We start from the raw sequence: 18,791 nt of genomic DNA, 5'->3' as shown, positions 1-18,791 counted from the left end.
GCGGTGGGAGCCATGTCTGGGATTGTCGTGAAGCGCGGAACTCGAGCAGGTCGCTGCGCTGCCCGACGCCCGCGAGTCGATGGGTGCCTCAGTACCCCACGTGGAGGCGACCGGGAGGCAGGGCCGCTCGCAGCCGTTTCACTTCGGGCTCGGGGACGTGCTCGAGGCCGAGCTTGAACTGCTCGAGGCGCGCGAGCCGCGAGAGGTTCCCCGGCAGCGCGAGCAGCTGCCCCTGGAGGAATCCGGCGTGGGTCAGCGCGGGAAGTCGCGCCATCCCGGAGACGAGCGCCTCTACCTGATTCATCGGCATCGTGTCGAAGCGCCACCACCACAGCTTCTTGAGTCGCGGAAGCTGGAGCAGGACCTCGGGGAAGCCCTCCAGGGCCGTTGCCTCGAGGAGCAGCTCCTGACGGAGAAGACCTCCTCGGGAATGGCGGTGAGCCTCTTCAGCGCGAGGCCAGAGTTCCTGCTCGGAGACCGCGCGTGCGCCGGGGAGTGGGGTTCCAGTCATCGGGGGCACCATGTTCCGAGCGACTCCGGTCGCGTTGGCTTCGTCATGGGACCCACGTCCGAGGCAAGGTCGCCACTGGCGTCGCGGACTGCTCCTTGTCCCGCTCGCTGGAGAAAGGTGGCCGGCCTGGCGATGGAGCGTGCCGCGGCTCGGTGGCCCGCGGCATTCCGAGTGACGGGTGCCCGACGAATGCGCTCCATCGCATCTCGGACGCTTCCCGAGGTGGGGATGCTGCGGCACTCGGGGCGCTGGGTCGCGTAAGGTGACGGACACCATGGTGTCCATCCGGCCCCTCGCGCTCTCCTTCCTCGTTGTGCTCGGCCTCGTGGCTGCTTGCGGCGGTGATCCTCCTCACCCGACCGAGACACCCGATGGCTCCGTGCCGCTCGTGTGCACCGATGGGGGCACCACGGCCTGTGGTGACGCCTGTGTCGCCATCGCGAGCGACCCGGCCCACTGCGGCGGTTGCGACACGGTATGCGCCACGGGCGAGTCCTGCGTGCTGGGCGTCTGCCTCGCTCCCTGTTCAAGCCGCGAGACGCTGTGTGGAATGGCCTGCGTGGACACCGCGAGCGACGCAGCCCACTGTGGCGGTTGCGACACGGAATGCGCCACGGGCGAGTCCTGCGTGCAGGGCGTCTGTCTCGTTCCCTGTTCATGGGGCGAGACGCTGTGTGGAGTGTCCTGCGTGGACACCGCGAGCGACGCAGCCCACTGTGGCGGTTGCGACACGGAATGCGCCACGGGCGAGTCTTGCGTGCAGGGCGTCTGCAGTGCCGCGTGCTCGACGAGTGAGACACGTTGTGGCGCCGCCTGCGTGAACACGACGAGCGACTCCGCGAACTGCGGCGCCTGTGGCGTGGCGTGCTCGGCGGGGCAGTCCTGTGTGAGCGGGAGCTGTGCCGTGGTTTGTGTGATTGGAGGCCAGCAGGTCACTTCGGGGACGGTGAACGCGGCGAATGCGTGTGAGCAGTGCATGCCCGCGACGTCCGCGACCGCGTGGACGCCTCGCGCGGACGGAACGCAGTGTGGTTCGGGGCAGTTCTGCTCCGCGGGCGCCTGCGCCTCTGGCTGCTTCATTGGAGGCAAGGTCTTCACGGCCGGGACGCCGAACCCCGCGAACGCCTGCGAGGTCTGCGCTCCGGCGACGTCGACGACGGCGTGGACAGCGCGTGCCCGAATCCCGCTGCTGGTGGGCGGCGCCGACATCGCGCCCCAGGGTTGGACGCGCATTGAGCAGTCGCCGAGCTCGCTCACGTACGGCGCGGACTATGTCCGCCTCGAGACGTCGACGGCCAGCAAAGCCCCGACGAGCGGGCAGTTGCTCATCGTGCGATCGAATGCCTTCGACCCGACGAAGCCTTACGCGATCCGAGTGACGATGCAGGTCGAGTCCGTGAACAAGCACAACAGCCTCGACAGCGGCGCGGCCCTCCTGGCGGGCTTCACTCCCGCGGTGGGCAACACCACGGAGCGCTCTCAGATGGTCTACCTGGACAGCAGCGCGATTGGCTGGGCGGATGATACCCAGGCGGCGGCGTTCCCCGTGACGGATGGCCTGTTCCACGTCTACGAACTCTCGGTGAACGCCGCGAAGGTGGCGACGCTGAGCGTCGACGGCATCGCGAAGCTCACGCGCAACAACTTCACGTCGAACGGCACCCTCGCCATCGGGGACCAGACCAACGATCCGAACGTCGACGGCGTGATGCGGATCCAGTCGGTCGAGCTGCGCTGTCAGTGAGGTGGCGCGCTCGGCGCGGAGGTCAGCGCAGATACGCGGTCGCTTGAAAGGCCGCGATCTGCCGCTCCTCCGCGTCGACCACGCGGACCTCGTAGGTGGCCAGCTTCCGCCCGCGAGACAGCTCGCGGGCCCGCGCCTCCAAGGGCCCGTCGTTCGCGCCCGTCAGATACGAGATGTTGGCCTGGACGCCGATGGCCACTTGCCCATGGGAGTTGCAGGCAGTGGCGAAGGCGATGTCGGCCAGCGCGAAGATGAGCGCGCCGTGCGTCGTCCCGAGCCCGTTCAGCCGGCGGGAAGCCGCGGGCATGCGAACGCGAGCGACGCCCTGGCCGCGCTCCAACAACTCGCAGCCCAGCTCTCGCGCGAAGAGGTCCTTCTCGAAATAATCGTTGTCATCTGGCTTGGCTTCCATGTCCCGCAGGATGGGCCGCGCGGTGGAACCTGCCCAGGGCCACAGCGGACAAAGACCATGGCAAAACGGCCAACCTCCGAGCACCGCACCCGCGTCGGCATCTGCCTCTACCCCGGAGTCTGGGGCTCGAGCGCGAGCCTGGCCCGCGATGTCCTGCACATCGCGACCGCCATCGCGCGGGCCCGGCTCGGAAGCAGGGACTTGGACGTGCGGTTCCTGGGCGCGCGGCCCGGCGAGGTGCGGACCGCGAGTGGGATGGCCCTCGTCGCGGACGCGAGCTGGGAGCGCACGGAGGCGGACGTGGTCATCCTCCCCTCGCGGGCCGTCCACTTCCTGGAGCCCGAGGCGCATCCTCCCGAACTGGCCGAGTGGACCCGTCAGCAGTACGCCCGAGGGGCCTTGGTGCTCGCGATGGCCACGGGGAGCTGGCTGCTCGCGGAGACCGGGCTGCTTCATGGCCACGCGGCCACGACCCACTGGGCCAGCTTGGAGCGGTGTCGGCGTCAGTATCCCGGGGTGGATTGGACGAGCGAGCTTCGCCTCGCGGTGGCGGGGCGGCTCGTCACGGCGCGCGACATGAGCGCGTCCGCGGTGGCCCTGTGTCACGTGGTGGGACGGACGCTGTCTACGGCCATCGCCGAGCGTACCTATCAGTACTCCCTCATCCACGAGCCCGGCTCCGAGGCCCTGCCGCTGCTCCACACGGTTCCGCTTCGCGACCACGGGGACGCGCAGGTGCTCCAGGTCCAGGAATGGCTCGAAGCGAGCTACGACCAACCGCTCTCCGCGACGGAGGCCGCGCGGCGGGTGCACATGAGTCCGCGCAACCTGCGCCGGCGCTTCCAGGCCGCGACCGGGCGCGGACTCCTGACGTACCTCACCGAGGTCCGGTTGGCCCGGGCTCGCGCGCTGCTGCACTCCACTGATGAGCCTGTGTCTCAGGTCGCGCAGCGCGTGGGGTACGAGGACGCCTCGACCTTCACCGCGCTCTTCAAGGCGCACCATCGGCTGACGCCCACCGCATACCGACGGGCCTCCCTGGGCGGACCGGGCTGAGACGCGAGACGCGCGTCAGGCCTGTGCTCGCGCCGCCGTGCGGGCGCTGGAGCCAGGGGCCGCCGTGGTAGCGTCAGCGCATGGCCTCGCTCATCGTGGTGTTTGTCATCCTGGGCGTACTCCTCCTCGGCGGCATCGCGCTCCTGCTCCGGGCAACCGTGGGGGCGGACATGCGACGCGAGAAGGTGCTCTCGCAGGGTGAAGCCGCGACGGCTCACATCCTGGGATGGGAGCGGACCGGCATCAGCCACGGGCACCACGACATCCTCCGCTTCTCGATCCGCATTCGCTTTGCCGCAGGTGGCGCTCCGGTCGAGGCCACGGCGGATCGCCTCATCCGGCCCATGGATGCGCCGCTCTTCCAGAAGGGAATGGAGCGTCCGGTGCGCGTCCTGCGCGAGGGCGCGCGCCTCCAGGTGGAGTTCGAGTAGGCGCTCGAACGCGCGGGGCCTGTCGCCTGGCGGACGCGATGGCCGCGGTGGGCACGCTCGACATCGCCATCAACACCGTCGGGAAGGTCCTGAAGCAACCCATCCTCGAAACCAGCGAGGAGGAGTTCGACGAGATGCGCGCGGTGAATGCGAAGACCGCGTTCTTCTTCCTCAAGGAGGCGGGGAAGCACCTCAACGACCAGGGGAAGCTCTGCACGGTGGTGACGTCGCTGCTCGGGGCCTTCACGCCGTTCTACGCGACCTATGCCGGGATGAAGGCGCCCGTCGAGCACTTCACCCGAGCGGCTTCCAAGGAGTTTGGTGAGCGAGGCCTCTCCGTGACGGCGATAGGGCCGGGCCCCATGGACACGCCGTTCTTCTATCCCGCGGAGGGGGCGGACGCCGTTGCCTATCACAAGGCCGCGGCGGCGCTCTCGAAGTTCACCAAGACGGGCCTGACGGACATCCAGGACATCGTCCCGTTCATCCGCTTCCTCGTCACGGAGGGTTGGTGGATGACGGGACAAACCATCCTGGTCAGCGGGGGCTACACCACGAAGTAGGCGGTAAGACCCGCCACGAGGACTCGAATCCGGCCCTCGTGGCGGACGCGCCGCGAGGGCGGCCGTGGGTTAGCGAGTCTCCGCCGCGCGCCCGCGGGGACGGCTGCTGCGTCCCGGTGGCGGGCCGCCCTGAGACTTCACGCCGACGTAGTCCGCGAGGTGCTGACCCGTCAGCGTGGACCGCGCGGCGACGAGGGCCGCGGGGGTCCCTTCGAATACGACCTTCCCGCCGTCATGGCCCGCGCCGGGCCCCAGGTCGATGATCCAATCGGCGTGCGCCATCACTGCTTGGTGGTGCTCGATGACGATGACCGACTTGCCCGAGTCAACGAGCCGATCCAACAAGCCGAGGAGCTGCGCGACGTCCGCCAGATGCAGGCCCGTGGTGGGCTCGTCGAGCACGTAGATGCCGCCGTCCTCGCCCATGTGCGTCGCGAGCTTCAGCCGCTGTCGCTCGCCACCCGACAGCGTGGTGAGCGGCTGCCCGAGCCTCACGTAACCGAGCCCGACATCCGCCATGCGCTGGAGGATGGCCCGCGCGGACGGAAGCTCCGCCTTCTTGCTCCCGAAGAAGCGGAGCGCATCCTCGACGGCGAGGTCGAGCACCTCGGCGATGTTGAGCCCGCCCAGCCGATAGTTCAGCACCGCGGCCTGGAACCGGCGGCCCGCGCACTCCTCACAGACCGTGGTGACCGTGGCCATCATCGCCAGGTCCGTGTAGATGACCCCGGCGCCGTTGCACGCGGGACAGGCCCCCTCGGAGTTGGCGCTGAACAGCGCGGGCTTCACTCCGTTCTCCTTGGCGAACGCCTTGCGGATCGGCTCCAACAGGTCCGTGTACGTCGCCGGGTTGCTTCGCCGCGAGCCGCGAATGGCGCTCTGGTCGATCGACACCACGCCCTCGCGCCCCGACACCGAGCCGTGGATCAGCGAACTCTTGCCCGACCCGGCCACGCCCGTCACCACCACGAGCACGCCGAGCGGAATGTCCACGTCGACCTTCTTCACGTTGTGCGCGGTGGCGCCACGCACCTTCAGCGCCCCTGACGGCGTGCGCACCGACGGCTTCACCGCGGCCCGGTCATCCAGGTGCCGACCCGTGAGCGTGCCGCTGGCCCGCAGTCCTTCGACGGTGCCCTCGAACACCACCTGCCCACCCGCGGTGCCCGCGCCCGGGCCGATGTCGACCACGTGGTCCGCGATGGCGATCACCTCGGGCTTGTGCTCGACGACCAGCACCGTGTTGCCCTTGTCGCGCAGCCGCAGCAGCACGTTGTTCATCCGCTGGATGTCGTGCGGGTGCAGTCCCACCGTCGGCTCATCGAACACGTACGTGACGTCGGTGAGGGCCGAGCCGAGGTGCCGAATCATCTGCGTGCGCTGCGCCTCGCCACCCGACAGCGTCCCCGCCGGACGGTCGAGGCTGAGATAGCCCAGGCCAATCTCCACGAACGAATCGAGCGTCCGCTGGAGCGTCGCGAGCAGCGGCGCGACGGTGGGGGCGTCCAGGCCGCGCATCCAGTCCGCCAGGTCGCTGATTTGCATCGCGCACGCCTCGGCGATGTTGATGCCCTTGATCTTGCAGGCCCGCGCCGCCTCATTGAGTCGGGTGCCTTGGCATTCGGGACAGGCGGAGTAGGTGACCGCTCGCTCGACGAAGGCGCGGATGTGCGGCTGCATCGCCTCCTTGTCCTTGGACAGGATGGACTTCTGGATGCGCGGAACCAACCCTTCGTAGGTCAGGTTCATGCGCTCGATCTTCACCTTGGTCTGCTCTCGATAGAGGAAGTCGTGGCGCTCCTTCTGGGTGTACTTGCGGATCGGCTTGTTCGGATCCAGGAACCCCGACTCCGAGAAGATGCGGACGTGCCATCCCTCGGCGGTGTATCCCGGGATGGTGAGGGCGCCCTCGGCGAGCGACTTCGTGTCGTCGAAGAGCTGGGACAGGTCGATGTCCGTCGCCGAGCCCGTGCCCTCGCAGCGCGGGCACATGCCTCCGTTGACCGTGAACGAGTGCTGCTCGGTCTCGGTCTTCCCCTCGCCCTTGTCGACGGAGATCTGCCCAGCCCCCGTGACGGACGGGACATTGAAGGAGAGGGCGTTGGACGAGCCGACGCTCGGCTTTCCGAGCCGGCTGAAGAGCACCCGCAGCATCGCGTTGGCGTCGGTCGCGGTGCCCACCGTCGAGCGGACATTGGCGCCCATGCGCTCCTGGTCGACGATGATCGCGGTCGTGAGTCCGTCGAGCACATCGACCTCGGGCCGCGCCAGCGTGGGCATGAAGCCCTGCACGAACGTGCTGTAGGTCTCGTTGATCATCCGCTGCGACTCCGCCGCGATGGTGCCGAACACGAGCGAGGACTTGCCCGAGCCCGACACGCCGGTGAACACCGTCAGCCGTCGCTTGGGCAGCTCGAGGTTCACGTCCTTCAGGTTGTTCTCCCGTGCACCTCGGACGCGAATCATGTCGTGGCGGTCCGCGAGATGCGGGGGCGGGGCATTCTTGGGCTCGGTCATGGCGTGGGCACCAATGGAAGGCGTGGAGAGAGGCCTGCCGCCGCTGCTTTAGCCCGGCAGGGCGGCTTCGGGGCGATGAAGGTGGTGCCCCGTTGACGCCACCCCAGTTCGGACGCTGGCCGCCCGCCAGGCTCGTTATATTCCTTGACGGTTATATGCCCGTTGGTTCATATATCGGGCATGGACTCCTCATTCGCGATCGTCGCGGAGCCGAATCGCCGGGCCATCCTCAGCCTGCTGGCCACGTCGGAGCATTCCGTCGGCGAGCTCGAGACGCAGCTCCAGATGCCTCAGCCCTCGGTGTCCAAGCACCTGCGGGTGCTTCGAGAGGCGGGCTTCGTCGAGTCACGCGTCGAGGCGCAGCGGCGTGTCTACCGGATCCGCCCTGAACCGCTGAAGGAGGTCGATGCCTGGCTCGCCCCCTTCCGCCGGTTCTGGAACGACCACCTCGACGCACTCGAACGCCACCTGGACCGGATGGGGCAAACCCCTACAGAAGGAAAGAATCGATGATGCAGCGTGAGAAAGAATCGATGATGCAGCGTGAGAAGTACGTTCCTGGCCGCGCGGCAGGCGCCAAGGTTCAGAAGATGGGTGATGCCTGGACGCTGGTCCTCGTGCGTGACCTTCGTCACCCCCCGGAGAAGGTCTGGGAGGCGCTGACCGAGCCCGAGCACCTGTCCGAGTGGGCGCCGTTCGATGCGAGCCGGAGCATGGCGGCGGTGGGCCCGGTGCGGCTCACGGCCGTGGGCGCGCCGACCCCGCAGGTCTCGGAGACGACGGTGAAGCGGGCCGAGGCCCTGCGGCTCCTCGAGTTCACCTGGGGAGGCGGAGACCTCCGCTGGGAGCTGGAGCCCCTCGCCAGCGGCACGCGCCTGACGCTCTGGCACAACATCAACCGCGGCTTCATCACCTGGGGCGCGGCGGGCTGGCACATCTGCTTCGACGTGCTGGAGTACTTCCTCGCGGGCGAGTCAATTGGCCGCATCGTCGGCGGCGACGCGATGAAGTTCGAAGGCTGGCAGCGGCTGCTCGGTGAGTACGCGGAGCAGTTTGGCGTGGAGTCCCCCGGCTTCTCCTCCAACACCTCGAAGCGCTGACGCGCGGAGCAATCTTTCATGGAATCGACCCTGCAGAACCCGGCCCTCGTCGCCGCGAAGACCTCGTCCAAGGCCATGACCGCGCTCTACTGGAGCGTCACCGTTCTCTTCTGCTTGCAGATGGGCTTCACCGCCTACGCGCAGTTGACGCTGCCGCAGGTGTCGGAGGCGTTCACGCACCTGGGCTTTCCCAACTACTTCCGGCTGGAGCTGTCGTGGGCCAAGTTGGTGGGCGTGGTGCTGATGCTCGCGCCCGTGCCGGCACGGCTCAAGGAGTGGGTGTACGCGGGCTTCGCCATCAACCTCTTCTCCGCGGTGCTCGCGCACGTCGCGGTGGGGGATGGCGCATCGGCGTGGGGCTGGGCCGTGGCCACGAGCGTGCTCTGGGGGCTCTCGTACTTCGCGTGGCGCCGCCTGCAGGCCGCGTCGTCGCGGGCCTGACCTCGCGTCACCCGCCGCGAGCGTGAAGCCGCGCCGGCTGTGCGCGTGCATTGCCGGCGCGGCGGTCGCGTGCGAAGGCCGGGTTGAGACAGACAGGGCTGGGACCCTGTCTGTCATTCGTGCAGGGCTGTCTCCGAAGCAGCCTTTAGCTGTACCGGAGTTGAACGTGACCCAGAACGCCCCCCTCCCGCCGGCCGCCGTGGCCGCCATGATTGATGAGAAGGTTCAGGAGCTTGGGGGCTGGCGTGCGAAGGTGTTCGCGCGGGTGCGTGAACTCATTCACGAGGCGGACCCGGAGGTCGTCGAGGAGTTGAAGTGGATGGGAACGCCCGTGTGGTCGCACGAGGGCATTCTCTGCACGGGCGAGACATACAAGACCGCCGTCAAGCTGACCTTCCTCAAGGGCGCTGCGTTGAGTGACCCCGCTGGACTGTTCAACTCCAGCCTCGACGGGAACGCGCGGCGAGCCATTGATATCCGCGAGGGAGACAGACTCAACGAGAAGGCCTTCAAGGACCTCATCCGCGCGGCGGTGGTTCACAATCTTTCGAGCAAGAGCCCGCCGAAGGCTCGGGGACCGGCGCGCAAGCGAACGAAATAGCGCGGCGTCAGAGGGCACCGGCGTCCTCGCGCCGCTGCTTCGTGGCGGGGCGAGGTGCTGCGAACCTTCAGCGCGACGAGTGGCGGCAGACGAGCCGTCTTCTGATGAGCGACATCCTCGCGGACGGCCAGCAGCCACCCCTGGAGCGGCTCCGCATCCTGGTCCACGCTTTTCTCCGCTCGACATGTCGCGCCGCTGAGCCCTCCCGGGTGAGGGGCTGTTGGGAGCGCGGGTCCGGGGAGCCAGTTCCCGGTCACGCTCATGGGCGGGCGGCAGGTGTCGCGGTGCCCCAGCCCTCCAGGAGCCAGTCGCGCACGGCGAGGAAGCGCGCCGTGGGGGCTGCGGTGCGGCGCCAGGCCACCCAGAGGGTTCCCCATGGGCGGCGGGGGGAGCGCCGGCTCACCTCGGGCGTGAGGGCCACGACGCGGCCCTCGCGCAGCGCGGGGCCCACGAGATAGTCGGGCAGCACCGTCATGCCCACGCCGGCTTCGGTCAGCGCCAGCATCTCGTCGAGGTTGGCGATGCGGCAGACCACCTGGGCGGGCAGCGGTTCCTTGGGGCCGAGGGAGGCATGCCACCAAGGCGCGAGCATGGCGAGGTCCGCGTCGAACGCGATGAAGCGGTGGGCGCCAAAGTCCCGCGCGCTGCGTGGGGTGCCCCAGCGCCTCAAGTAGGCGGGTGAGGCCACCGCGACGAAGCGCTCCTGCGCCACGGGTCGCACCTCCAGGCCGGGGGCTTCGGGAAGGAGCCCGACGATGCCCAGGTCCAACTCGCCATCGAGCAGGCGACGGGCCACGCGGCTCGGCACATCGAAGCGAACCTCGAGCCGCAGCTCCGGGTGTCGCGCGAGCAGCGCCGGCAGGCGTGGCCTCAGCCAATGACGGAAGAAGGGCCAGGGCCCTCCGAGGGACACCTCGCCGCGCACCGTGCGCTGGGCCTCGGCTGCTTCCTCCAGGGCGGCGTCCAGGAAGGGCAGGTGCTCGCCCAGTCGGGCGACGAGCGCGATGCCCGCGGGCGTGAGGCGGGCGCGGCGGCCCACACGCTCGAACAGGGCCACGCCCACCTGGTGCTCCAGCGCCTTGAGTTGCTGTCCCACGGCGGAGGCGGTGATGCCCAGGCGGGAGGCGGCGGCCGCCTGGGTGCCCGCCCGGCTGACTTCCCACAGCGTCCACAAGGCGTCGTGATTGCCAAGCATCGCTTGAGTTTATGCGAAGACCCTCTCGGTATTCTTGCGGCTGGTCGGGGAGTACTCCTGCCTGACGACATCGCCCCCATCGAGGGGCAGGAGACGCCGCGACATGGGTGCCATGACCACCGTGAAGGTCCTGTTGATTGTCACCAGCCATTCGCAGTTCGGAAGCACGGGCGAGCGCACGGGCTTCTGGCTCGAGGAGCTGGCCGCGCCGTACGAGCAGTTCGCCCAGGCGGGGGCCCAGGTGGACATCGCCTCGCCGCAGGGCGGAGCGGCGCCGGTGGATCCGCGCAGCGAGAAGGAGTCCTCGGAGGCGACGCGGGCCTTCCTCGCCGATACGCAGGCGACGAAGAAGCTGGCCCACACGCTCACGCTCGCGGAGGTGAAGGACACCTATGACGCGTACTTCGTGGTGGGCGGGCACGGCGTGATGTGGGACCTGTCCAAGCAGGCGCCGCTGCACACGCTGCTCTCCACGGGCTACTCCCGGGGCGCGGTGGTCGCGGCGGTCTGCCACGGGCCGGCGGCGTTGGTGGGCGTGAAGGGGGCGGATGGCAAGCCGCTGGTGGCGGGCAAGCGCGTGGCGGCCTTCAGCAACGCGGAGGAGAAGGCGGCGAAGTTCGACGCCATCGTCCCGTTCCCGCTGGAGACCCGGCTGCGCGAGCTTGGCGCGAAGTACGAGTCGGGGCCCTTGTGGCAGAGCTTCGTGGTGCGAGACGCCCGGCTCGTCACGGGGCAGAACCCCGCCTCCTCCGCCGAGACGGCGCGCGAGGTGCTCAAGGTCCTGCGCGAGAAGTAACCGCGCTCGCGCGTGCGACGGGGGCTGCTGCCGCGTTCTTGGCTGGACGAGCGCCCTTGCGCCACCTGGAGGTCCAGATGGCGCAGGGGCGAGGCGGGCTGCTCGGGAATGGCGTGCCGAAGCGAAGGCTGCCTCGACAGCCATTGCAGGTACCGCCGCCTCAACGCGCCGCGCGGCTCAGTACATCTTCAGGTCGTACTTCGGCGTCGGAGTCCAGTCGCTCCCCGAGGGCAAGCCGCGCATGTCCGTCACCTTGATGGCATACACGTTGTTCGCCTGGGCGTTGGCGGAGACGCGGTAGACAAAGCAGGACGAGACGGGGAGCCGGCAGATGTAGTCCTGGGTGCTGCCCAGCAGCGCCCCCAGCGTGCGCGTGGCGTAGTTGTAGGCATAGATCTCGAGCTTCATCGCCGGGCCATTGCGCAGGTTGTAGGTCTCCACGTTCAGGACCTGCGTCGTCGGGACGAACACGATGACCCAGTCGACATCGCCCTGCCGGTGGAACGAGTGGTTGAGCTGGGGCGAGCCTGGGTAGGACGACGCAGTGGTGTGCGTGTTGTCGTTCTCATAGGAATCCGCCGGGGCCAGCAGGCAGTTCGCGGGCGGGCTGAAGCCGCTGTCGACGCAGGCGCCGCTCACGCAGTTGCATCCGGTGATGCAGTCCGCACCGCTGCTGCACTCGCGGACGGGCGCGACGTTACAGAACGCCTGGGAGACCGGGGGGCCGAAGTCATCCGGCACGCAGGTTCCCGCCACGCAAGTACAGGCGGCGCGGCAGCTCAGAGTGTTCACACAGGTGCGGTCCGCGAGCGACGCTTCCTCCGTCGCCAGCTCGGGGGACGCCACAGCTTCTTCCTGCGCCACATTGCCGCAACCCACGGCGACCAGCAGCAGCGCCGTCAGGCTCCAATGCATCTTCATCTCCAGACATCCTCTGGGTGAGCTTCGATGAGCGCTTCATTGCGCCAAGTGGAGAGCCTTTCACCCAGGGCGATAGTGCATGGGAGCCCATGATTGGGCAAAGAGATGCAGTCGAGGCGTGGCTTTGTGGTGTGAGTGAAAGCGCTTCCCGAGTCGTCACCGATGACGATGACATGACAGTGCTTGAGCGTTCGCCGGGAGTGCACGGCGCGTTCGCGCAAGCGGGTCGGGTCCGGCGGTCGCGCCTCGACAACCCCGTCGCGTGCTGGCTCTCGCAGGAAGCGCCACGCGACGAGGGGCTCTGCTACCTCGTCGGGCCAGGAGGGTGAGTTGCCGCTACGGGGAATGCGTCGGCATCGAGCGCGGCTTCAGCACGTGCTCGTGCACGCCTGGCAATAGAGGCTGTTGCAGGCGCTTTCACCGCGGTCCGCCGCGCACGCGTTGGTGCATGTGCGGACTGGCGTCGGCGTGCAGAACTCCATTCACCGCTCCGGACGCCGCCACGTTCTTCACGGGCGAGGCGAAAGGCTACACGGACTACCCGGCGCTGCGCTGAGCGCGGGCCTGCCGCCCATTCCTGAACGGGCAGACACGCTCGACACCCGAGGTGGACGACTACTCCTTCGCCTCGTTCAGGAACTCGTGAATCATCGCCGCGGTCAGCTCGGGCACTCGGCTCCCCGCCTTGTTGTCCCCGCTCTCGGCCGCGCGGATGTACCCGCCGTGGATGGCGCCAGGGAAGAGCGCGAGCTGGGCGTGGGGGAAGACGCGCAGCATCTCGACGGCGTGCTCGGGGCGAATCACGTCCCCGTCCGCCGAGAGGACGAGGACGGGCGCGGAGATTGCCCGGAGCGCGCCCTCATCCAGGTCCTTGAAGGACATCATCATGGCCACCGTCTTGTGGAACTGCGACATCAGCCCCGCCTCTCCCTGTGGCGAGACCTGGAGGTACGCGTCGCGCAAGGCCTTCGGCATGACGTCGAGGGTGGCGGTCGGGAAGCCCTCCCACATGTACGAATAGCAGCCGTCATGCTTGAAGTATGTCGACGCGAGGATGAGCGAGTGCACCAACGGGCGATGCCGCAGCGCGATCTGCATGGCGATGACGCCGCCGTTGCTGAAGCCCATGATGTCCGCGTCCTGCACGTGGAGCTGTTGCAGCAGGGCCGCCGTGTCGTCCGCCATCTGCTCGAACGACAGCGGGCGGTCCACGTCCGCCGTATGGCCGTGGGCCTGCTGCTCGACGGCGATGAGCCGATGGTCCCTGGCCAGCATGGGAATCAGGCGTCCAAAGGACGTGTCAATCGTCGAGCCGCCGCCGTGCAGGAGCACCAACGGCCGGCCGGACGCGGGGCCATGGACCTCGTAGTACATGTTGAGCCCATTGACCTGCGCATAGGCGCCCGAGGCGGCGCGGACTTGGGCCTCGGTGGAGGCGCAGCCCGTGGTGACCTGCGCGAAGAGGAGGGCGGAGAGAAGCAGTGCGGCGAGGTTCGGTTGCATGCCCGAGAAACGGGCGAGGCCGCGCGAAGGATACGGGGCCTCGCCCGTTTCCTTCACCGCGTCACGCCCCCTCGTCTCCCAGCTCGCAGCGCGCGGTCGCCCCGCATGACCTCATGCTGAAGTAGCCATTGATGCGGAACGGAACGCCCAGCTCGCGGCACACCTCGGTGATGAACTCCGGGGTGTAGAAGTAGTTCCGGAGGTGAGTCACGAGCCCGCCCTCGTCGAACACGAGGCGCGTGACGGCGCGCACCGCGTCGCCGTCGTCATGGGCGTACCAGGAGAGCAGGAGTGGCTCGCCGCGATGGATGCGAACCTCGCCGCGCGGATACGTCGCGTGCGCGCCATGCCGATAGCGCACCTCGACGCCGCAGAAGGCCGAGAGGTCGGCCAGGAGCTTGCTGCCGAACAGCATGCCGGGGAGGACGCGCTGCCGGCCGACCTCGCGACCGTACCCCGTGGAGGCACCGACGACCTCGATGGTGGCGGTCTCCAGGAGCATCGCGGCGAGCCGGTCGATGTCGCGCGCGTTGAAGGCCTCGCAGAAGGCATCGAGCCGGCTCGGTGTCGTCGCGGGGCCTTCGAGCCTGTCGGGGGCCTGGACCAGCTTGGTGCGCCCGCGATGCAGCGCGGCCTTGATGGCGCCCACCGTGGTGGACAGTGCCTCCGCGGTCTCCTCGAGGCTCAAGTCAAAGGCATCCTTGAGCACCACGGCCGCGCGCTCCTGGGGGGACAGCTGGGAGAGCAACGTCCCCATGGCCTCGCGGGGGCCCCGGGGCTCCGGCGTCTCGGTGAACTCCGGCACGGAGCTCGGGGACTCGCGCCTGCGCCGCTGTTGATCGATCCACAGGTTCGAGGCGACGCGGAACAGCCAGGCGCGCGGGTTGGGTGGCGAGTCGATGATGCACCCCAAGGTGGCGAACGCGCGCGCCATGGCGTCCTGGACCAGGTCCTCCGCGTCCCACGGCGTCCGGGTGAGGTGGCGGCAGTAGCGGTACAGCTCGGGCCGCAGGGGCTCATAGACGTCCAGGAAGCGGTGCCAGGAGCTGGCGACTGCTTGAGGGAGCGGCGGGATGGGGTCGGTCATGGCGGGAGACGCAGGGGGCCGGCGAAAGGATACGGCCCCCGCGTCACGCGCGGACGATTTCCGCCACGGGACGGCCGCTCCGCCCCACCGGAGTCTCTGGGATGGGGACCGAGATGCCCGAAGTCGAGGGGCTTCTTACTCCGGCGCCGCGAACATTCCCTTCGGCGCGATGCCCTTCAAGAAGGGTTCGATGAAGGCGTGCAGCAGCTCGGGTTGAGCGATGACCGCGGTGTGCGAAGTCGCCGGGAGGATCGCGAGGCGTGACGCCGGCAGCGGCTTGCCCATGTCTCCCGCGCCGCCACCCCCGAGGAGCCGAAACATGGCCACCGAGTGCTCCAGGGTCGATACATCCGCGTCGCCCGTGATGAGAAGGACCGGCGTCTTCATCGCCTTGACGTCCTCCGCCCACGCCATGGGCTCCTTTTCGAGGGCGATCAGCTTCCGGACCAGCTCCGGGAATCCCTCGGGGTTGGCCGCGAGCTTTCGATATTCCTTCGCGAAGGGCATCTCGAGGAACATCTCCACCTTCATCTGAGGGATGAACGCCCTGAACTCGGGCTGCATGCCCTCGACGTCATAGGTGACAGATGCGACAGCCAGCTTGTTCACCTTCTCTGGGTGGCGAATGGCGAGCTGCAACCCCGCGCCCGCCCCCATCGAATAGCCAAACACGTCTGCCTTGGAGAGTCCCACCGCGCCCATGAAGGCCGCGACGTCATCCGCGAGGTTGGGGTAGGTGATGGGCCGTTGAATGTCCGTGGTGCGGCCGTGGCCCTGAAACTCGAGGGCGTAGACTTGATGGGTCTTGGCGAGCTTGGAGATGATGGCGCCCATCTGCGGAATGTTCATGTAGGCGCCGTGCAGGACGACCAGCGGGTCGCCCTTGCCAGAGACCTCGTAGTACATCTGCATCCCGTTCACGTTGACGCGGGCACCCTTCGGTTTGGCTTGGGCACGGGCCGGTGCTGGAGCGGCGAGCAGCAGCACGACCGCGAGAAGCATGCGAAACATGGAGTCATCCTTCCTGGAGCTTGGGAGGTTCGTCATCGAAGGACTTCGGTCCTTCCTGCCGACGACGAACGTCGCGACGGTCGATCGACATCGCCGCGTTCCCGTGTTCGCACTCGCTGGGCTCACGGAGGGCGGTGACGGCGTAGCCGGCCACACCCGCGTGCATCCTCTTGGGACCCGCCTCGGGGGCCGCGTGCGATGGCCCCCGGCGGCCACTTCGTGAGGAGCCTGGTGTCGCACCTTCAATTGCAACTGGCTGGAATTGCACAGGTTTTTTGGAATTCGAAAGCCCCTGTCGATTTGCCGCTCAATTCTTCGTTGCCTGAGGGAAGGGCAGGAAATCTCCTGCCTCCCAACAAGGAGACGAACATGCGCGTGATGGTCATTGTGAAGGCGAGCCCGAACTCCGAGAAGGGCATCATGCCCAAGGCAGAGATGCTCGCGGCCATGGGCAAGTACAACGAGGAGCTGGTGAAGGCGGGCATCATGCTCGCCGGCGAAGGCCTGCATCCCAGCATCCGGGCCAAGCGGGTGGCCTTCGCGGACGGGAAGAAGCCGAAGGTCATCGATGGGCCGTTCTCGGAGACGAAGGAGCTGATCGCCGGCTACTGGATGTGGCAGGTGCGCGACATGGAGGAGGCGGTGGAGTGGGCGCGCCGCTGCCCGAACCCGATGCCGGGCGAGGACGGCATGCTGGAGCTTCGCCCGGTCTTCGAGGCGGAGGACTTCGGCCAGGAGCTCACCCCCGAGCTGCGCGCGCAGGACGAGCGTCTGCGCGCGGAGCTGGAGCGTCAGCAGGGAAAGTAGCCCCCGCTGGTGGAACGCGTCCCCTCCTGTCTCGGGAGGGGCGCGCTACGCCGCGCCGCGCGACGCCTCTGCGCCTCCGTACATCGATTCAATCAACGCCGCGTGCTTCTGCATGACCGCGTGGCGCTTGACCTTGAGTGACGCCGTCAGCTCGCCGCCATCCACCGTGAACGGCCCGGGAGACACGCGGAACGTCTTGATGCGCTCGAAGGACGCCAGGCCCGCGTTGGTCTCCGCGACCAGGCTCTCCAGCACGGTGATGACTCGCGGATGCGAGGGCTCCGCGGGGAACCCCTCGCGGCGCGCCACCGTGGCGAGGATCTCCGTGTCGAGCGCGAACAAGGCGGTGCAGTAATTGCGGCCCTCGCCAATCACGATGGCCTCTTGGACGAGCGGGTGTCGCTTGAGCTGCGCCTCAATCTTCAGCGGCGCGATGTACTTGCCGCCGCTCGTCTTGAGCAGCTCCTTCTTGCGCCCGGTGATCCGGACGAATCCTTCCGCGTCGATGGAGCCCAGGTCTCCGGTCCGGAACCAGCCGTCGGCATCGAAGGCGTCCGCCGTGGCCTCCGGACGATTCAAGTAGCCGCGGGAGATGTTGGGCCCGCGCGCGAGGAGCTCCCCGTCGGGGGCCACCTTGAGTTCGCAGTGCTTGAACGGACGGCCCACGGTCCCGGGATGGACGTTGTCCTTGCGATTGACCGTCAGGCCCGGGCACGTCTCCGTCAGGCCATAGGCCTCCAGGATGTTCAGGCCCAAGCCGAGGAAGAACATCTGGACATCGAGCCGAAGCGCCGCGGCTCCCGAGAGCAGCACAGAGGCGTGGTCCAATCCCAGACGCGCGCGCAGCTTCGACAACACGAGGCGGTCCGCCAAGGCGCGTTGGGCCTCCAGCCAGATGGGGGGCGAGCTGCCCTGGGCGTGGCGGTCCGCGACCTGACGCCCCACGCCCAGGGCCCAATCCATCAGCCACCGGCGAAGGCCGTGCTCGTTCTCGATGGCGCTGGTGATTTTCGCCATCATCTTCTCGAAGACGCGCGGCGCCGCCGGAAAGAACCCCGGGCGGCCGATGACGAGATCCGCTGCCAGCGTGGGCACGGACGACATGACCAGCGGCGCTCCGAAGAACGGACCCGCGAACTCCACCATGCGCCCGAAGGAGTGCGCGGCGGGGAGGAAGAGGAACAGGCCGTGCTGGATGACGGTCTCATCCATGAGCCCTGCGTCCGCGACGTCTTCGAGCATCGCCAGCATGTTGTCGTGGGTTTGAATCACCGCCTTCGGTGCCCCCGTCGTGCCGGAGGTGTACGTGAAGGTCGCGACGTGCTCGCGCCGAAGCAAAGACACCCTCCGATGCAGCTCTTGCTCCAAGGCCGCGCGCTGGGCGCGGCCTCGGGCCTCCAGCGTCTCCAGGCTTTCCCAATCGTCGGCGGGCGCAAGCCCGGCGGGGTGGATGACCACCACCTTCGCGCGGACTCGCAGCTCGGCGGGGGCGTAAGGCCGCTCGTGGAACGTGAAGCCCTCCCGAAAGGCTCGCACCTTCGCCAGCTGGCTCCCGTCTTCCACGACGATGAGCTGTGCCGCCGTGTCCACGTGCATGTAGCCCACTTCTTCTGGCAGCAGGCTCGCGTAGACCGGGACCGTCTTGAGCCCCGCGCTCAGGGCGGCGAAGTCGACGAGACACGACTCCATCGTGGTGTTGCCAACGATGGAGATGCACGCGCCATCATCGAGCGGGCCGGCGCTCAACACCCCCGCCGCGATGGCTTCGATGCGCGGAGCGGCCTCCGACCAGGGGACGTCGACATAGGTTTCACCCCGGCGGACTCGAAATGCGACGCGCTGCGGCGATGTGCGCGCCCGGTCGAGAATCATCTGGGGGAGGGACGGGAGTGCCTCGGCCACGAGGCCTCCGCTGTTTGAGCGAGGTGTCATCGGTAGGAATGGGGCAGGGTTCAACGCAGCAGGCTAAGAACCTATTTCGGTAGGAGCGCGTGGAACCAAGTGATGATGCCCAGCGCAAAGTGCAGCATTGCGACGTAGGTGTCCTCTCGCTTCTCCCAGCGCACCAGCAGACGTCGGAAGCGGTTGAGCCAGG

The 18,791-nt window shown here is 68.2% G+C and carries 19 protein-coding genes and 2 pseudogenes; 11 read left to right on the top strand and 10 right to left on the bottom strand.

Features of this window, described 5'->3' with window-relative positions; translation table 11 throughout:
• Positions 1–88: 88 nt before the first annotated feature.
• On the bottom strand, positions 89–511 hold the full coding sequence (locus KRR26_RS00100; RefSeq protein WP_217078822.1) for a hypothetical protein: 423 nt from the start codon (positions 509–511) through the stop codon (positions 89–91).
• A gap of 274 nt (positions 512–785) precedes the next feature.
• On the opposite strand from KRR26_RS00100, the pseudogene KRR26_RS37780 reads away from it, so the two are divergent.
• Positions 786–1,271, top strand: a pseudogene (locus KRR26_RS37780) (MXAN_6577-like cysteine-rich protein); the annotation flags it as partial.
• 216 nt (positions 1,272–1,487) lie between these two features.
• The gene (locus KRR26_RS36535; RefSeq protein WP_233576862.1) at positions 1,488–2,255 is read left to right on the top strand and encodes a hypothetical protein; all 768 of its coding nucleotides are present in this window, start codon (positions 1,488–1,490) and stop codon (positions 2,253–2,255) included.
• Positions 2,256–2,277: 22 nt separating this feature from the next.
• On the opposite strand, the gene KRR26_RS00090 is transcribed toward KRR26_RS36535, so the two are convergent.
• Positions 2,278–2,667 carry a PaaI family thioesterase gene (locus KRR26_RS00090; protein WP_120205511.1) on the bottom strand — a complete coding sequence of 130 codons (390 nt, stop codon included), beginning with the start codon at positions 2,665–2,667 and terminating at the stop codon, positions 2,278–2,280.
• A gap of 57 nt (positions 2,668–2,724) precedes the next feature.
• Here KRR26_RS00090 and KRR26_RS00085 point away from each other — a divergent pair, with 57 nt between their 5' ends.
• The 3 genes from KRR26_RS00085 to KRR26_RS00075 all read left to right on the top strand — a co-directional run bounded on the left by KRR26_RS00085 (position 2,725) and on the right by KRR26_RS00075 (position 4,717).
• Positions 2,725–3,723 carry a GlxA family transcriptional regulator gene (locus KRR26_RS00085; RefSeq protein ID WP_217078820.1) on the top strand — a complete coding sequence of 333 codons (999 nt, stop codon included), beginning with the start codon at positions 2,725–2,727 and terminating at the stop codon, positions 3,721–3,723.
• 80 nt (positions 3,724–3,803) lie between these two features.
• Positions 3,804–4,154 (top strand): hypothetical protein, encoded by a 351-nt coding sequence (locus KRR26_RS00080; protein WP_199723761.1) that lies wholly within the window; start codon positions 3,804–3,806, stop codon positions 4,152–4,154.
• A gap of 38 nt (positions 4,155–4,192) precedes the next feature.
• Positions 4,193–4,717 (top strand): SDR family oxidoreductase, encoded by a 525-nt coding sequence (locus KRR26_RS00075; RefSeq protein WP_233576850.1) that lies wholly within the window; start codon positions 4,193–4,195, stop codon positions 4,715–4,717.
• Between the two features lie 69 nt (positions 4,718–4,786).
• On the opposite strand, the gene KRR26_RS00070 is transcribed toward KRR26_RS00075, so the two are convergent.
• Complete coding sequence (locus KRR26_RS00070) at positions 4,787–7,234, bottom strand: ATP-binding cassette domain-containing protein (RefSeq protein WP_120205515.1); 2,448 nt, start codon at positions 7,232–7,234, stop codon at positions 4,787–4,789.
• A 180-nt stretch (positions 7,235–7,414) separates the two neighbouring features.
• Here KRR26_RS00070 and KRR26_RS00065 point away from each other — a divergent pair, with 180 nt between their 5' ends.
• The 4 genes from KRR26_RS00065 to KRR26_RS00050 all read left to right on the top strand — a co-directional run bounded on the left by KRR26_RS00065 (position 7,415) and on the right by KRR26_RS00050 (position 9,376).
• Positions 7,415–7,747, top strand: a complete 333-nt coding sequence (locus KRR26_RS00065) for an ArsR/SmtB family transcription factor (RefSeq protein ID WP_120205516.1) — start codon at positions 7,415–7,417, stop codon at positions 7,745–7,747.
• Complete coding sequence (locus tag KRR26_RS00060; RefSeq protein WP_233576851.1) at positions 7,744–8,334, top strand: SRPBCC family protein; 591 nt, start codon at positions 7,744–7,746, stop codon at positions 8,332–8,334. Before KRR26_RS00065 ends, KRR26_RS00060 begins: the two co-directional genes overlap by 4 nt.
• Before the next feature lie 18 nt (positions 8,335–8,352).
• Positions 8,353–8,775, top strand: a complete 423-nt coding sequence (locus KRR26_RS00055) for a DoxX family protein (RefSeq protein WP_120205518.1) — start codon at positions 8,353–8,355, stop codon at positions 8,773–8,775.
• A gap of 208 nt (positions 8,776–8,983) precedes the next feature.
• Positions 8,984–9,376, top strand: coding sequence for a DUF1801 domain-containing protein (locus KRR26_RS00050; protein WP_217079021.1), 393 nt, complete (start codon positions 8,984–8,986; stop codon positions 9,374–9,376).
• A 259-nt stretch (positions 9,377–9,635) separates the two neighbouring features.
• Here the strand turns inward: KRR26_RS00050 and KRR26_RS00045 are convergent, their stop codons facing one another.
• Positions 9,636–10,571 carry a LysR family transcriptional regulator gene (locus KRR26_RS00045; RefSeq protein WP_120205521.1) on the bottom strand — a complete coding sequence of 312 codons (936 nt, stop codon included), beginning with the start codon at positions 10,569–10,571 and terminating at the stop codon, positions 9,636–9,638.
• A 103-nt stretch (positions 10,572–10,674) separates the two neighbouring features.
• Between KRR26_RS00045 and KRR26_RS00040 the strand changes: the two genes are divergently transcribed.
• Complete coding sequence (locus tag KRR26_RS00040; protein ID WP_217078819.1) at positions 10,675–11,367, top strand: type 1 glutamine amidotransferase domain-containing protein; 693 nt, start codon at positions 10,675–10,677, stop codon at positions 11,365–11,367.
• A 177-nt stretch (positions 11,368–11,544) separates the two neighbouring features.
• Here the strand turns inward: KRR26_RS00040 and KRR26_RS00035 are convergent, their stop codons facing one another.
• From KRR26_RS00035 to KRR26_RS00020, 4 genes are all read right to left on the bottom strand, one after another.
• The gene (locus KRR26_RS00035) at positions 11,545–12,288 is read right to left on the bottom strand and encodes a hypothetical protein (RefSeq protein ID WP_217078818.1); all 744 of its coding nucleotides are present in this window, start codon (positions 12,286–12,288) and stop codon (positions 11,545–11,547) included.
• A gap of 615 nt (positions 12,289–12,903) precedes the next feature.
• A complete protein-coding gene (locus KRR26_RS00030) occupies positions 12,904–13,791 on the bottom strand; it encodes an alpha/beta fold hydrolase (RefSeq protein WP_217078817.1) in 888 nt (295 codons plus the stop codon).
• 61 nt (positions 13,792–13,852) lie between these two features.
• Positions 13,853–14,878, bottom strand: coding sequence for a sigma-70 family RNA polymerase sigma factor (locus tag KRR26_RS00025; RefSeq protein ID WP_217078816.1), 1,026 nt, complete (start codon positions 14,876–14,878; stop codon positions 13,853–13,855).
• Between the two features lie 135 nt (positions 14,879–15,013).
• Positions 15,014–15,889: an alpha/beta fold hydrolase gene (locus KRR26_RS00020; RefSeq protein ID WP_217078815.1), complete on the bottom strand. Its 876-nt coding sequence runs from the start codon at positions 15,887–15,889 to the stop codon at positions 15,014–15,016.
• A 369-nt stretch (positions 15,890–16,258) separates the two neighbouring features.
• On the opposite strand from KRR26_RS00020, the gene KRR26_RS00015 reads away from it, so the two are divergent.
• Positions 16,259–16,696: a YciI family protein gene (locus KRR26_RS00015; protein ID WP_120205528.1), complete on the top strand. Its 438-nt coding sequence runs from the start codon at positions 16,259–16,261 to the stop codon at positions 16,694–16,696.
• A gap of 45 nt (positions 16,697–16,741) precedes the next feature.
• Here KRR26_RS00015 and KRR26_RS00010 read toward each other — a convergent pair whose 3' ends face one another.
• Positions 16,742–18,598: an AMP-dependent synthetase/ligase gene (locus tag KRR26_RS00010; RefSeq protein ID WP_217078814.1), complete on the bottom strand. Its 1,857-nt coding sequence runs from the start codon at positions 18,596–18,598 to the stop codon at positions 16,742–16,744.
• 71 nt (positions 18,599–18,669) lie between these two features.
• A pseudogene (locus KRR26_RS00005) lies at positions 18,670–18,791 on the bottom strand (IS5/IS1182 family transposase); the annotation flags it as partial.

The organism is Citreicoccus inhibens (genome assembly GCF_019039035.1).
Taxonomy (GTDB): domain Bacteria; phylum Myxococcota; class Myxococcia; order Myxococcales; family Myxococcaceae; genus Citreicoccus; species Citreicoccus inhibens.
The sequence above is the reverse complement of the archived record's forward strand: the minus strand, read 5'-3'. Positions and strand labels throughout refer to the sequence as shown.